Source organism: Pseudooceanicola aquaeponti, from assembly GCF_050897975.1.
Classification (GTDB): Bacteria; Pseudomonadota; Alphaproteobacteria; order Rhodobacterales; family Rhodobacteraceae; genus Pseudooceanicola.
This window is the reverse complement of record NZ_JBPAXY010000010.1, coordinates 49,029-63,068: the sequence shown is the minus strand read 5'-3', so window position 1 is coordinate 63,068 and position 14,040 is coordinate 49,029. Positions and strand designations below refer to the sequence as shown.

Below are 14,040 nucleotides of genomic sequence, written 5' to 3'. Positions count from 1 at the left end.
ATCGAATGCCTGCCGCCCTTCGCCAAGGATGGCGCCAAGTACGAACCGATCAGCTTTGCCGATTACATCGCCCTGAAGACCAGCCAGGCCTTCGGCGGCTGAGCCCCTATCGCGGCCCCTTAGGGGGCCGCTTCGGGGTGCCCCCTTCCCCTTCGGGGGGCGCCCCCTTTTCCGGCACCGGGCAGCAAGATCCGGGCCGTCATCGTTCAACGCGACTGTTCAACAGAGGAAGACCCAAATGACCCTGACGAGACGTCAAACCCTTGGCGGCATGGGCGCCCTTGGCCTGAGCGCCTTCATGCCCCGCTACGCCTATGCCCAGAATGCCGAAACCCTGGTGGTGCCCACCCTGGGCGGTGTCTGGGAACAGTTCTGGCGCGAGCATATCGCCCCGGCCTTTACCGAGCTGACCGGCGCCAATGTCACCCTGGACGTGGGCAATGGCCGCGTCTTCGGCGCCAACCTGCGCGCCGCGGGCCCCGAAGAGCCGCCCTATTCCATCGTGATGACCAACGAGGTCTTCGCCCAGTCCCTGCGCAAGGAAGGCTTCTTCGAGCCGCTGGATCTGTCGAAGATGCCCAACTACGCCGATCTGTACCCGATCGCGCAAAGCGCCGGTGGCTATGGCGCGGTCGGCACCTATTCCCCGATCGGCATCGGTTTCCGCACCGACATGGTGCCCGCGCCGACCTCCTGGAAGGACCTGTGGAAGGACGACTACAAGGGGCTGATCGGCCTTTACAACTTTGCCAACTCGGCGGGCAAGATGGAGCTGCTGCTGGCCTCGATGCTGTACGGCGAAGACCAGTATGACGTCGACGCGGGCTTCAAGGCGCTGGCGGATCTGGGCCAGGTGATCCAGGTCGATTTCAACCTCTCCACCGCCATGGCGGCGGGCGAGATCGCCGTGGCCCCCTTCGATTTCGCGGAAATCGTCCGCCTGAAGGGCCAGGGCCTGCCGGTGGATTACGTGGTGCCCGAGGAAGGCGTCATCGCCTTTGACCAGACCCTGAACATCCTGGCCAATGCGCCGCACAAGGATCTGGCCTATGCCTATGCCAACTTCCTGATCTCGCCCGAGATCCAGGACATGCTGATGCGCCAGTTCTTCACCTCGCCCACCAACTCGAAGGTCACCGTGCCCGAAGAGCTGAAGGCGCAGGTGCCGATCTCCGGCGAGGCGATGTCGGCGATCCTGCAATGGGACTGGGAATTCGTGAACGAGAACCAGAACGAACTGTCCGAACGCTGGGCCCGCGAGGTCGGCTGACCCGCCCCCTTTCGCATGACAGGAGGCAGGGCCCCGCGGCCCTGCCTCGGCACTTAGGCACCACAGGAACGCGCATATCATGACCGAAGTCAGGTTGAACCGGCTCACCAAGATCTACTCGGGCGGGAAACCGGCAGTGGATTCCATCACGCTCGACATTCCCTCGGGGCAGTTCGTGTCGCTGCTTGGCCCTTCGGGCTGCGGCAAGACCACGACCCTGAAGATGCTGGCCGGGTTCGAGGATGTGACCAGCGGCGAGATCGCCTTTGACGGCGAGGACGTGGGCCGGGTGCCTGCCGAGGATCGCGACATCGGCATGGTGTTTCAGAACTACGCGCTGTTTCCCCATATGACCGTGGCGCAGAACCTGGCCTTCGGGCTGGAGATGCGCAAGATCGCCAAGCCCGAGATCAAGGCCCGGGTGCAGGCCACGCTGGAGATGGTGCAGCTGGATCATCTGGCCGACCGCTATCCGGCGCAGCTGTCCGGCGGGCAGCAGCAGCGGGTGGCCATCGGCCGCGCCCTGACCATCGAGCCGCGCATCCTGCTGCTGGATGAACCGCTGGCCAACCTGGATGCCAAGCTGCGCGAGGAAATGCGCGTTTTCATCCGCGATCTGCAAAAGCGGGTCGGCATCACCACGATCTACGTCACCCACGACCAGGCCGAGGCCATGACCATGTCGGACATGGTGGTGGTGATGTTCGACGGCCATATCGCCCAGGCGGGCGCCCCGCGCGAGATCTACGAGACCCCGAAAACCGCCCGCGTGGCGGGCTTCGTCGGTCAGGTGAACCTGATCGAGGCGCCGATGGACCCCGAGACCCCGGGCCATGCGGCCACCCCCTTTGGCCCCGTGCCGGTCACCGCCCCGGGCCTGGGCGAGACCGTCACCCTGGCCCTGCGCCCCGAGGCGGTGGACATCGCCCCCGCAGGCCAGCCCGGCACCCCCGCCACCATCGAGCGGGTGCAATATTCCGGGGCCATCGTCGACTATACCCTGCGCTTTGCCGATGGCACCGCGCTGGAGGTGAAGACCATCCCCCGCCATGCCTTCGCCACCGGCGACGCGGTCAGCCTGTCGGTGGACCTGGCGCGCTTCCGCCAGCTGGAACGGGAATACTGAGATGTCGCAGCGCAAGACCCTTCTGCTGCTCTTGCCCGCCGGGATCCTGCTGGTGGTCTTTCTGGGCATTCCCTATGTCAGCGTCTTCATCTCGGCCTTTCGCGAACCGGGGCAGGGCACGCCCTATGGCGAGGGCTATACCTTCGGCAACTTCACCCGAATCCTGGGCGACTGGTTCTATGTGAAACAGGCGCTGAACACGATGCTGATCGGCGCGGTCACCACCCTGGCGACGCTGGTGATCGGCCTGCCGGTGGCGTTTCAGCTGGCACGGCCCGACCTGAAGCTGCGTGGCCTCTTTTACGGCATCGTGCTGTCGCCGCTTCTGGTAGGGATCGTCATCCGGTCCTACGGCTGGACCATCCTTTTGGGCAATAACGGCGTGATCAACCGGACCCTGCGGGGCTGGGGCTGGATCGACGGGCCCTTGCCGCTGATGTACAATACGCTCGGCATCGTCATTGCCCTGACCCATGTGTTCCTGCCCTTCATGATCCTGCCGATCATGTCGGCGGTGCAGGGGATCGACCCCTCGGTCAGCTCTGCCGCGCGATCCCTGGGCGCCAAGCGCCCGACGGTGATCCGCCGCGTGCTGCTGCCCCTGGCCATGCCCGGGATCCAGTCGGGCTGTATCCTGGTTTTCGTGCTGGCGCTGTCCTCCTATGTGACGCCGGCCCTGATCGGTGGCCTGCGGGTGAAAACCACTGCCGTGACGGTCGTCGACGCCATGATCGACACCTTCCAATGGCCCTTCGGCGCCGCCCTGGCGCTGACCCTGTCGGTGCTGGGCGGTGGCTCGGTCCTGATCTTCGCCCGCCTGACCCGTATGAAGTGGAAATGACCATGGGCCGCAATATCCTGAACATCTACTGCCTGGCGGTCTATGCCTTCCTGCTGGCGCCGATCTTTGTCGTCGTGGGGGCATCCTTCAACGCGGGTGAGTTCCTGACCTTCCCGCCGCAGGGCCTGTCGCTGCGCTGGTACTTCACCTTCTTCGAAAACGAGGTCTTCCTGCGCGCCATCGGCACCTCGCTGTGGATCGCGGCGGTGGCCACCTTCTTCTCGGTGATCATCGGCACCATGGCGGCGATCCACTATGTGAACTTCGCTGGCAAGTATAAGGAGGTGGTGCGCGTCGCCGCCCTGTCGCCGCTGCTGCTGCCGGAAATCCTGACGGCCATCGCCCTGCTGTTCTTCCTCTATGACATCGGCATTGGCACCAAGACGATGTTCGGCCTGCTGGTTGGCCACGTGCTGATGACGCTGCCTTTTGTCTTCATGAACGTCTCGGCCTCGCTGGAGGCCTATGATCCCGACTGGTCCATGGCGGCGCGCTCGCTTGGGGCGCGGCCCTGGACGCGGTTCCGCCGGATCATGCTGCCGCTGATCAAGCCCGGGATGATCGGGGGGGCGCTGTTCAGCTTCGTCATCAGCTTCGACATCTTCACCATCTCGCTGTTGCTGAAATCCATCGGCACGGCGACCCTGCCGATCCAGCTGTTCGACTATCTGAAGACCAACTACACCCCCGAGGCCGCCGCCGTCTCGACCCTGTCGATCGTGGCGACCATCACCGTTGTGGTGATCGTGGAAAAGGTCATCGGGCTGAAGATGCACAAGGTCTGACGCGTCTGCTCCCCCCGTCAGGCCCCGGTGCGGGGCGGGCCGCCGGGCCTGCCCCGAGGACGCCCGACAGGGCGGATGAGGGCTTTGGCGCCGCTAATCACCTCACCTATGCTTGATTCCTGAGGGGAATATCCCCCATATTCCCCTCATGGAGATCTGGAACACACCCGCCTGGCCGCAGTTCCGGCATGACCCCGCCGCCACCGAAACCCGGCTGGCGCAGGTGGCCGCGCGGCTTGGCGCCATGCAGGGGATGCAGGCGGGGCTGTCGGCCGAGGACCGGCAGGCGGCCTTTCTGCGGGCGGTGACCGGCGAGGCGCTGGCCTCTTTCGCCATCGAGGGCGTGGACCTTGGCGCGGCAGAGATCGAGGCCTCGGTGGTCGCTTCGCTGTCGCATCGCGACCGGGCGGCGGGGCCGGTGAAACGCAGCGATGCCATCGCCGATCTGATGCTGGAGGCGCGCGAAGGCACTGGCCCGCTGACCGCCGACCGGGTGCAGCACTGGCACGCCCTGCTGTTTCACGGCACCGAGGCCGAAGAGCGCGGCCAGTGGCGCAGTTTCGCGATGGAGATCGTGCGCGGCCCCTCGGGACGGCGCGAGGATGTCCTTTACACCGCGCCCCCGCCCGAGCGGCTGGAGGCCGAGATGGCACGCTTCCTGGCCTGGCTGGCCGAGGCGCCCCATCCGGTGCCGATCCGCGCCGCCCTGGCCCATCTGTGGTTCGAATCCATCCACCCCTTCGCCGATGGCAACGGGCGGATCGGGCGGGCGATCCTAGAGCATGTCTTCGCCAGCGACCCCGGCGGCGCGCTGCCCTTTTCGCTGTCGCGGCAGATCGAGGCCGACAAGCGCGGCTATTACGCCGCGTTGCAGGCCGGGCGGCGGGTGGTCGGGGGGCGGATCGACGCCACGCCCTTTGTGTTGTGGCTGCTGGACCGGCTGCTGGCGGGGGTCGATGCGGCCGAGGCCGAGGCGCGTTTCCTGCTTCGGCGCAACGCCTTCTTTACCCGCCACGGCGATCTTCCCCCCCGGGCGGCGCAGGTGTTGCGGCGGCTTTTCGCGGAAGGCGAGGCGCGGCTGGCCCAGGGGATCAGCGCCGGGCCCTGGGGCAAGATCGCCAAGGTTTCGCCCGCCACGGCCAGCCGCGACCTGGCCGATCTGGAACGGCGCGGGGTGCTGTGCCGGGGCGCGGGCGGGGGCCGCTCGACCCGCTACTACCTGGCCGAGGCGGCGCCGGAATAGGGCCGGCCTGAGCGTCGCTTCGGCAAAACCTAAGGGCGCCTGCCTTTCGGGCGCGCGGCCTTATGTCTATACCTGCGGCGATGGCGCGGCGGCCCCTTTCGGGGCGCTGCCTGCGCCCCGATCCACGCAGCGCCCAGGCGGGCGAGAGGTGAGTTGATGACACAGAAACCGATCAAGGGCCCGGCCCTCTTCCTGGCGCAGTTCCTGGGCGCCGAGGCCCCTTTCGACACGCTGGAGGGGCTGGCCGGATGGGCCGCCGGTCTGGGTTACAAAGGGGTGCAGATCCCCTGCGATGCAAAGCTGATCGACCTGGATCTGGCCGCCACGTCGCAGGATTATTGCGACGAGCTGAAGGGGGTCTGCGCCGCGCAGGGCGTCGAGATCGCCGAGCTGTCGACCCATATCCAGGGCCAGCTTGTCGCCGTGCACCCCACCTATGCCCCGCAGTTCGACGCCTTCGCCCCCGAGGCCCTGCGCGGCAAGCCGCGCGAGCAGGCCAGCTGGGCCGCGGGCGAGGTGATCAAGGCCGCCAGGGCCAGCCGCAACCTGGGCCTGGACGTGCAGGTCGGGTTCTCGGGCGCCCTTTGCTGGCCCTTCCTCTACCCCTGGCCGCAACGGCCCCAGGGGCTGATCGAGGAAGGTTTCGCCGAGCTGGTGCGCCGCTGGCGCCCGATCCTGGACGCGCACGAGGATCTGGGCGTCGACTACGCCTATGAACTGCACCCGGGCGAAGACCTGATGGATGGCGCCAGTTTCGAACGCTTCGTCGCGGCGCTGGACGGGCATTCCCGCGCCACGATCAACTACGACCCGTCGCATTTCGTCTTGCAGGGGCTGGATTACCTTTCCTTCATCGACCTGTACCACGACCGGATCAGCGCCTTTCACGTCAAGGATGCCGAGCTGAACTGCGATGGCCGCCAGGGGGTCTATTCCGGGTTCAACGGCTGGACCGAGCGCGCCGGGCGCTTCCGCTCGCTTGGTGACGGGCAGGTCGATTTCGCCGGTATCTTTGGCAAGCTGACCCAATATGGCTATGACGGCTGGGCGGTGCTGGAATGGGAATGCTGCCTGAAATCCCCCGCCCAGGGCGCGGCCGAGGGCGCGCCCTTTATCGCGCGCCATATCATCGAGCCCACGCCGGTGGCCTTTGACGATTTCGCAGGCGGGGCGACGGACCGCGCAACCTTGAACAAACTGCTGGGGCTGGACGCATGAAACAGATCGCATTGGGCATGGTCGGCGGCGGGCAGGGGGCTTTTATCGGCGCCGTCCATCGCATCGCCGCACGGCTGGATGGCCGGTTCAACCTGGTGGCGGGCGCGCTGTCGTCGGATCCCGAGCGCGCCGCGGCCAGCGCCGCCGAGCTGGGGATCGCGCGCAGCTATGACGACTGGGCCGAGATGGCTCGGGCCGAGGCCGCGCGCCCCGATGGCATCCGCGCGGTGGCCATCGTCACCCCCAACCACGTCCATTTCGGCCCCGCCAAGGCCTTTCTGGAGGCGGGCATTCACGTCATCTGCGACAAGCCGATGACCGCCACCCTGGACGAGGCGCTGGCGCTGCGTGAGATCGCCGAGCGGTCCGATGCGCTGTTCATCCTGACCCATACCTATGCGGGCTATCCGATGCTGCGCGAGGCGCGGCGGCTGGTGGCCGAGGGCGCCCTGGGCCGGTTGCGTCTGGCGCAGGTGGAATATGTGCAGGACTGGCTGGCGGCGCCGGTCAGCGGCAAACAGGCCGATTGGCGCGCCGATCCGAAACAGGCGGGCACCGGCGCCATTGGCGACATCGGCACCCATGCGGCCCATCTGGCGCGCTTCGTGACCGGCCTGCCGATCGAACAGGTGGCGGCCGAGATGCACAGCTTTGTCGAAGGCCGGGTGGTGGATGACAATATCCACGTGATGATGCGCCTCGGCGCGGGGGTGCGCGGAATGCTTTGGGCCAGCCAGGTGGCGCCGGGCCATGACAACGACCTGCGCCTGCGGGTGATCGGCGAGGAAGCCACCGTAGACTGGTGCCACGACCGCGCCGAAGAGCTGCGCTTTACCCGCCTGGGCGAGGCGCCGCAGATCCTGACCCGGGGCGGTCCCGGGTTCCAGGGCCAGGCCCGGGTGCCCGGCGGCCACCCCGAGGGCTATCTGGAGGCCTTTGCCACCCTTTACGCCGATGCGGCGGACGCCATCGAGGCGGGCGCGCTGCCCGATGGCCTGCCGGGCGTCGTCGAAGGGGTGCAGGGCCTGCGCTTTATCGAGGCCTGTCTGGCTTCGGACGCCGACGATGGCCGCTGGACCGCGCTTAAGGACTGAGCAACGGGCAGGCGCCTGCGGACCGGATCGCGCCCGGCGGCGGCACCGGGCCGGTTAGGCTGGGCGTAACGGACGGGACGGGCAGGTGACTGCGCCGTCCCGTTTTGCATCCGGGCGCCGGTCCAAGGCATTGAAATTGCTTCAATCCTGGCCGGTTTCACAGCTATTCGCTAAGAAAGATTATGTGAATATAAGCGCGTCGCCCGGCGGCTGATTAGCCGTTTCCCAAGCAAGGGTTTTGAAATTCATGTTTTTGGCCCCGTCGCCCATCCCCTACCTTCGGCCTATCCCGAACGCGGGCGATGACAGACACAGGACATGAGGTAGAAAATGGCGACGAAGATCGAAACGCTGGTTGTGGGCGGAGGGCAGGCCGGCGTCGCCATGAGTGAGCATCTGGGCAAGCTGGGCATTTCGCATGTGGTGCTGGAACGCGCCCGGATCGCCGAGCGCTGGCGCTCGGAACGCTGGGATTCGCTAGTGGCCAACGGCCCGGCCTGGCACGACCGCTTCCCCAACATGGAATTCAAGGCCGACCCCGACGCCTTCGTGCCGAAGGAAGAGGTGGCCGATTACTTCGTCGACTATGCAAAGATGATCGACGCACCGATTCATGAGGGCGTCGAGGTGACCTCGGTCACCAAGAAAGAGGGCGCGCCGGGCTTCATCGTGGAAACCTCGGAAGGTGCTTACGAGGCAAACAGCGTGGTGGCCGCCACGGGCCCCTTCCAGGTGCCGGTCTACCCCAAGATCGTCCCCGAGGATGCGCCGGTGACGCAGATGCATTCCAGCGCCTACCGCAACCCGGGCCAGTTGCCCGAGGGCGCGGTGCTGGTCGTGGGCGCGGGCTCGTCGGGCGTGCAGATCGCCGAGGAACTGCTGGATTCGGGCCGCGAGGTCTACCTGTCGGTCGGACCCCACGACCGCCCGCCGCGCATGTACCGGGGCCGCGATTTCGTCTGGTGGCTGGGTGTTCTGGGCCTGTGGGACGCCGCCGCGATGGAGCCGGGCAAGGAACATGTCACCATCTCGGTTTCGGGCGCACACGGCGGCAAGACCATTGATTTCCGCGAGTTGGCGGCCAAGGGCATGAACCTGGTCGGCATGACCGGCGCCTATGCGGACGGCAAGCTGAGCTTTGCGGCCGACCTGGCCGAGAACATCCGCGGCGGCGATGCCGACTATTTCTCGATCCTGGATGCGGCCGACGCCTATATCGAACGCAACGGCCTGGACCTGCCCGAGGAACCCGAGGCGCGCCAGCTGCTGCCCGACCCCGAGTGCATGACCAACCCGCTGCGCGAGATCGACCTGGCCGAGGCGGGGATTACCACCGTTCTCTGGGCGACCGGGTTCAAGCAGGATTACCCCTGGCTGAAGGTCGATGCCTTCGACGAGGCGGGCCGCCCGGTGCAACAGCGCGGCGTGTCGCCGGAACAGGGCGTCTACTTCGTCGGCCTGCCCTGGCTGTCGCGCCGTGGCTCGACCTTTATCTGGGGCGTCTGGCACGATGCGAAATACATCGCCGACCATATCGCGACGCAGCACAAATACGCCGAGTATCAGGGCGCCGAGGCCAAACCGGCCCCCGCTGCCGCCGCCGAGTAAGCGGCCCGCACCCCTGACCCGCGCCCGCCCCGGCGCGGATCTTCCCACCCCCGCGGACCCCAGGGCCTGCGGGGTTTTTCATGCCCGGCCCCGGGGCCGAGTCGCCCCGCCCGGCCCGCCGCCAACGCGGCTTCGGAAAAACGGAAGGCTGTCGCGAGGCGGCGTCAGCAAGGCCCTGGAAACGCTGAGAAAACACCCGTTCTACCGCGCAGACAGCAGGCTTTCTGCCCATTTTTCAGGCAGGGCCGCCGGGGGGAAAACCGCATCTGCGCCTAACCTTCTGAAATGTCTAGGCTTAGGACTTCCCTAATCGGTGGCTTGAATTTTTTGAATGGGTTCTGGCCCCGCCGCGATGCGACCAAGCTTGAGCACGACTTATCGGGGATCGCATGGAAAACGACACGTTCGACTACATCGTCATTGGCGCCGGGTCCGCTGGCTGCGTTCTGGCCAACCGCCTGTCGAAGGATCCCGCGACCCGGGTCTGCATCGTCGAGGCGGGCGGCAAGGACAGCTCGCCGCGCGTGCGGGTGCCTGCCGGTATCCTGTCGCTCTATAACGATCCGAAATACGACTACAGCTTCCTGTCCGTCCCCCAGCCCGAGATGGCGGGCCGCCGGATCCCGATGAACCGGGGCAAGGCCCTTGGCGGCTCGTCGGCGATCAACTCGATGCTCTATATCCGGGGCCTGCCGCGCGATTACGACGAATGGGCCGATCTGGGCTGTGACGGCTGGGCGTGGAAGGACATGCTGCCGGTCTTCAAGGATCTGGAGAACAACCAGCTGGGCCAGGACCCCGAGCTGCACGGCACGGGGGGCGAACTGTACGTCGACCGCCACCGCGATCCGAACCCGGTCAGCCGCATGTTCATCAAGGCGGGCCGCGCCAAGGGCCTGGAAGAGACGACCGACATGAACGCCCGCCAGGAGGGTCTGGGCATCTACAACGTGACCCAGCACGACGGGATGCGTTGGTCCTCTTTCCGCGCCTTCCTGAAGCCGGTGATGGATCGCCCCAACCTGACCGTGCTGTCGGGCACCGAGACCAAAAAGCTGGTCATCGAAGACGGCAAGGTCACCGGCGTCGAGGTGGTCACCCCCGAGGGCGCAAAGGTGCTGAAAGTGGCGAAAGAGGTCGTCCTGTCGGCCGGCGCCATCAACTCGCCCGAGCTGCTGCTGCGCTCCGGCGTGGGCCCGGCCGAGATGCTGAAGGCCGCGGGGGTCGAGGTGAAATGCGACCTGCCCGGCGTCGGCCAGAACCTGCAAGACCATGTGGACGGGATGATCACCGTGCGCTCGAAATCCACCAAGACGCTTGGCCTGTCGGTGCTGAATCTGCCCTCGATGATCGCCGCGCCGTTCAAGTTCCTGGCCAATCGCACCGGCATGTTCGCGACCAACTACGTCGAGGCGGGCGGCTTTGCCCGCACCAAGTTTGCCAATGAAAACCCCGACATCCAGTTCCACTTTGTCCCCGGCTATCGCAGCCACCGGGGCCGGGTGGTGGAATACGGCCACGGCTACGCCATCCACACCTGCGTGTTGCGGCCCAAGTCGGTGGGCGAGATCCGTCTGGGCAAGGACGGTCAGCTGGAGATTGACCCCCGCTTCCTGTCGAACCCCGAGGATCTGGCGGTGCTGGTCGAGGGCATCAAGACCGCCCGCGCCATCCTGGCCGACAGCACCTTCGACGGCATTCGCGGCACCGAGATGTTGCCGGGTGACAAGGTGCAGACCGACGAAGAGATCGCCCAGGCCATGCGCGAGCAGGCCCTGACGGTCTTCCACCCCGTGGGCACCTGCAAGATGGGCACCGACGCCATGGCGGTCTGCGATCCGGCAACGCTGAAGGTGAACGGCGTCGCGGGGCTGCGCGTGGCCGATGCCTCGGTCATGCCGAAACTGATCGGGGGCAACACCAACGCCCCCACGATGGTCATCGGCGAACGCTGCGCCCGCATGATCCTGTCCGAAGCCGCCTAAGAGCGGCCGGACCCCGGCCCCTGCCCGCCCGGGCAGCGGCCAAGACGCGCGACTTTGCCCCCCGGGGCGTGAAGGGAAGGGACGACAGAATGAACCGCCAATCCGCGATCGAGATCGCCGGGGTGTCCAAGCAGTTCGGGGATTTCACCGCGCTGGACCACGTCGATTTCAAGATCCAGCAGAACGAGTTCTTCACCCTTCTGGGGCCCTCGGGCTGTGGCAAGACCACCCTGCTGCGGATGATCGCGGGCTTCGAGACGCCCAGCCAGGGCGATATCCTGCTGAATGGCAAGACGATCAGCGACAGCCCGGCGCACCGGCGCAAGATCAACACGGTGTTCCAGAACTACGCCCTGTTTCCGCATATGACCCTGGCGCAGAACATTGCCTTCGGGCTGGAAAACCTGGGCTGGAAGAAACCCGAGATCAAGGCCCGCGTCGCCGAGATGCTGGAGATGGTCCACATGTCCCAGTTCGCCGCGCGCAAGCCCGACCAGCTGTCGGGCGGCCAGCGTCAGCGGATCGCCCTGGCCCGCGCCCTGGCCCCGAAACCAGAGGTGCTGTTGCTGGACGAACCGCTGTCGGCGCTGGACCTGAAGCTGCGCCAGTCGATGCGCGACGAGCTGCGCCGCCTGCAACGCGAGACCGGCATCACCTTTGTCTTCGTCACCCACGACCAGGAAGAGGCGCTGGACATGTCCGACCGCATCGCCGTCATGGGCCATGGCCGGGTGCAGCAGATCGGCGCCCCCGATGAGATCTACGAGGCGCCGCAGAACCGGTTCGTGGCCGATTTCATCGGCGAGACCAATTTCCTGGACGGCGAGGTCCTGTCGGTCGCGGGCGACACCGCCACGATCCGCACCGCCCTTGGGTTCGACGTGACCACGGCGCAAAGCGGCGTCACCGCCCCCGGCCCCGCCGTGCTGTCGATCCGCCCCGAGAAGATCGGGATGGACACCCAGGCCGAGGGCGAGACCCGCCAGGGTACCGTGGTGTCGCGCAACTACATGGGCGGGTTCACCCATTACACCGTCGAGGCGGGCGGCGTTGCCCTGCGCGTCTCGCGCCGCAACGCCCAGGCCCGGGCGGACCGGATCGAGGTCGGCGACAGCGTCACCCTGGGCTTTCAGCCCGCCAATGCGCGGATCCTGGGCCAATGAGCCGGGCGTTCCGTTTCTGGGGGCTGGTCCCCGCCTGGGCGCTGATGCTGCTGACGCTGATCCTGCCCATCTTCATTGTCGCCGGCGTCAGTGTCGCCGAACGCGGCGCCTATGGCGGCTTTAGCTGGGGGTTCGACCTGACCTCTTACCGGCAGATCCTTTACACCGAGGGCTGGACCGACGAGCTGGAGTTCGACCCGGCCTATCTGATCATCATCGGCCGCACCCTGGCCTATGCGGCAGGGGCGACGCTGATCTCGCTGCTGCTGGCGCTGCCGGTCAGCTATTACATCTCGTTGCAATCGGCGCGGATGAAACTGCTGCTGATCTACCTGGTCACCCTGCCCTTCTGGGTGTCGATGATCGTGCGGGTCTATGCCTGGCTGATCATCCTGGGCAATGACGGCCTGGCCGAACGCGCCTTCCGCCTGTTCGGGGGCTGGGACGTGCCGGGCTTTCTGTTCACGCCCGGGGCGATGCTGATCGGCATGGTCTACAGCTATATCCCGCTGATGATCCTGCCGGTCTATGCCTCGGTCGAAAAACTGGACCCGGCCCTGATCGAGGCCAGCCACGATCTGTACGGCGGGCGCTGGACGGCGCTGCGCCGGGTGATCGTGCCGCTGTCGGCGCCGGGGCTGATCGCCGGCTCGATCCTGGTTTTCGTGCCCTGCCTGGGCACCGTGCTTGAACCCATGCTTCTGGGCGGCGGCAAGCAGTTGATGATGGGCACGCTGATCCAGAACCAGTTCGGCGGCGCGCGCAACTGGCCCTTCGGATCGGCCATCGCGATGCTGCTGCTGGTGATGGTGATCGGGGTGCTGGTGATCAATGCCCGCCGCGCCCTGGCCCGCCAGACGGAGGTCACCCCATGAGCGCCGCATCCGGCAATATCCGCGCCTACCCGGGCTTTCGCCTGCTGTCGGTGGTGTTCTTCCTGTGGCTGTACCTGCCTATCGCGGTGGTCATCTTCTATTCCTTCAACGACAACCGTCTGGTCTCGGTCTGGACCGGGTTTTCGACCAAGTGGTACGTCTCGGCCCTGGAAAACGCGGCCCTGATGAGCGCGCTGCGCGTCTCGCTGATCGTGGCGGTGATCGCCACGGTGATTGCCACGCTGATTGGCCTGGTCTCGGCGCTGGTGCTGACCCGGGCACCGGGGCTGAAGTTCCGCCGCGTCTCCGAGACGGTGGTGAACCTGCCGCTGCTCTTGCCCGAGATCGTGCTGGCGGTGGCCGTGCTGATCCTGTTCAGCCAGATCGGGCTGCAAAACGGCATGGTGCGGCTGGTGCTGGCCCATTCGGCCTTCTGCACCCCCTTTGCCTTCATGCCCATTCGGGCCCGGCTGCAAGGGATGCCGCTGGATTTCGACGAGGCCGCCCGCGATCTTTACGCCGCGCCCTTCACCGTCTTCCGCCGGGTGACCCTGCCGATGATCATGCCCGGCGTCTTTGCCGGGGCGATGACCGCCTTCGTGATCTCGATGGACGATTTCATCACCTCGAACATGCTGAACTCGGGCGGGGCCACCACCCTGCCGGTCTATATCTTCAGCCTGATCCGCCAGGGCACGACGCCGGAACTGAACGCCGTCTCGACCCTGTTGATCGCCGCCTCGCTGGTGCTGGCAACGATCGTGATCGTGTTGAACGCCCGCGCCATGCGGCGCGAGGCCTGACCCCTTTTCCGCAACCCCGTCCCGCCCCC

12 protein-coding genes are annotated in these 14,040 nt (G+C 66.5%); all 12 read left to right on the top strand.

The annotated features are described in order from the left end of the window. The first annotated feature begins 238 nt into the window (after positions 1-238). The 12 genes from ACRARE_RS21345 (at position 239) to ACRARE_RS21290 (ending at position 14,011) form a co-directional block, all read left to right on the top strand. On the top strand, positions 239-1,270 hold the full coding sequence (locus tag ACRARE_RS21345; RefSeq protein ID WP_432658437.1) for an ABC transporter substrate-binding protein: 1,032 nt from the start codon (positions 239-241) through the stop codon (positions 1,268-1,270). Between the two features lie 79 nt (positions 1,271-1,349). Then, positions 1,350-2,396 (top strand): ABC transporter ATP-binding protein, encoded by a 1,047-nt coding sequence (locus ACRARE_RS21340; RefSeq protein WP_432658436.1) that lies wholly within the window; start codon positions 1,350-1,352, stop codon positions 2,394-2,396. 1 nt (position 2,397) lies between these two features. After that, positions 2,398-3,237: an ABC transporter permease gene (locus tag ACRARE_RS21335; RefSeq protein ID WP_432658435.1), complete on the top strand. Its 840-nt coding sequence runs from the start codon at positions 2,398-2,400 to the stop codon at positions 3,235-3,237. A 2-nt stretch (positions 3,238-3,239) separates the two neighbouring features. Beyond that, on the top strand, positions 3,240-4,022 hold the full coding sequence (locus tag ACRARE_RS21330) for an ABC transporter permease (protein ID WP_432658434.1): 783 nt from the start codon (positions 3,240-3,242) through the stop codon (positions 4,020-4,022). Between the two features lie 148 nt (positions 4,023-4,170). Continuing rightward, positions 4,171-5,265, top strand: coding sequence for a Fic family protein (locus ACRARE_RS21325; RefSeq protein ID WP_432658433.1), 1,095 nt, complete (start codon positions 4,171-4,173; stop codon positions 5,263-5,265). A 156-nt stretch (positions 5,266-5,421) separates the two neighbouring features. Beyond that, positions 5,422-6,483 carry a sugar phosphate isomerase/epimerase family protein gene (locus ACRARE_RS21320; protein ID WP_432658432.1) on the top strand — a complete coding sequence of 354 codons (1,062 nt, stop codon included), beginning with the start codon at positions 5,422-5,424 and terminating at the stop codon, positions 6,481-6,483. Beyond that, positions 6,480-7,577: a Gfo/Idh/MocA family protein gene (locus ACRARE_RS21315; protein ID WP_432658431.1), complete on the top strand. Its 1,098-nt coding sequence runs from the start codon at positions 6,480-6,482 to the stop codon at positions 7,575-7,577. The genes ACRARE_RS21320 and ACRARE_RS21315 overlap by 4 nt, the downstream gene beginning before the upstream one ends. 330 nt (positions 7,578-7,907) lie before the next feature. Further along, positions 7,908-9,185, top strand: coding sequence for a flavin-containing monooxygenase (locus ACRARE_RS21310; RefSeq protein ID WP_432658430.1), 1,278 nt, complete (start codon positions 7,908-7,910; stop codon positions 9,183-9,185). A gap of 389 nt (positions 9,186-9,574) precedes the next feature. Continuing rightward, positions 9,575-11,170 (top strand): GMC family oxidoreductase, encoded by a 1,596-nt coding sequence (locus ACRARE_RS21305; RefSeq protein WP_432658429.1) that lies wholly within the window; start codon positions 9,575-9,577, stop codon positions 11,168-11,170. 89 nt (positions 11,171-11,259) lie between these two features. Then, the gene (locus ACRARE_RS21300; RefSeq protein ID WP_432658428.1) at positions 11,260-12,333 is read left to right on the top strand and encodes an ABC transporter ATP-binding protein; all 1,074 of its coding nucleotides are present in this window, start codon (positions 11,260-11,262) and stop codon (positions 12,331-12,333) included. Beyond that, entirely contained in the window at positions 12,330-13,208 is an 879-nt protein-coding gene (locus ACRARE_RS21295; RefSeq protein WP_432658427.1) for an ABC transporter permease, read from the top strand. Before ACRARE_RS21300 ends, ACRARE_RS21295 begins: the two co-directional genes overlap by 4 nt. Then, positions 13,205-14,011: an ABC transporter permease gene (locus ACRARE_RS21290; protein ID WP_432658426.1), complete on the top strand. Its 807-nt coding sequence runs from the start codon at positions 13,205-13,207 to the stop codon at positions 14,009-14,011. Before ACRARE_RS21295 ends, ACRARE_RS21290 begins: the two co-directional genes overlap by 4 nt. Positions 14,012-14,040: the final 29 nt, after the last annotated feature.

Coding starts and splice junctions, on each gene's coding strand:
- ACRARE_RS21305 (WP_432658429.1), top strand. CDS start 9,575: ATGGAAAACGACACGTTCGACTACATCGTCATTGGCGCCGGGTCCGCT.
- ACRARE_RS21345 (WP_432658437.1), top strand. CDS start 239: ATGACCCTGACGAGACGTCAAACCCTTGGCGGCATGGGCGCCCTTGGC.
- ACRARE_RS21320 (WP_432658432.1), top strand. CDS start 5,422: ATGACACAGAAACCGATCAAGGGCCCGGCCCTCTTCCTGGCGCAGTTC.
- ACRARE_RS21325 (WP_432658433.1), top strand. CDS start 4,171: ATGGAGATCTGGAACACACCCGCCTGGCCGCAGTTCCGGCATGACCCC.
- ACRARE_RS21295 (WP_432658427.1), top strand. CDS start 12,330: ATGAGCCGGGCGTTCCGTTTCTGGGGGCTGGTCCCCGCCTGGGCGCTG.
- ACRARE_RS21315 (WP_432658431.1), top strand. CDS start 6,480: ATGAAACAGATCGCATTGGGCATGGTCGGCGGCGGGCAGGGGGCTTTT.
- ACRARE_RS21290 (WP_432658426.1), top strand. CDS start 13,205: ATGAGCGCCGCATCCGGCAATATCCGCGCCTACCCGGGCTTTCGCCTG.
- ACRARE_RS21330 (WP_432658434.1), top strand. CDS start 3,240: ATGGGCCGCAATATCCTGAACATCTACTGCCTGGCGGTCTATGCCTTC.
- ACRARE_RS21310 (WP_432658430.1), top strand. CDS start 7,908: ATGGCGACGAAGATCGAAACGCTGGTTGTGGGCGGAGGGCAGGCCGGC.
- ACRARE_RS21340 (WP_432658436.1), top strand. CDS start 1,350: ATGACCGAAGTCAGGTTGAACCGGCTCACCAAGATCTACTCGGGCGGG.
- ACRARE_RS21335 (WP_432658435.1), top strand. CDS start 2,398: ATGTCGCAGCGCAAGACCCTTCTGCTGCTCTTGCCCGCCGGGATCCTG.
- ACRARE_RS21300 (WP_432658428.1), top strand. CDS start 11,260: ATGAACCGCCAATCCGCGATCGAGATCGCCGGGGTGTCCAAGCAGTTC.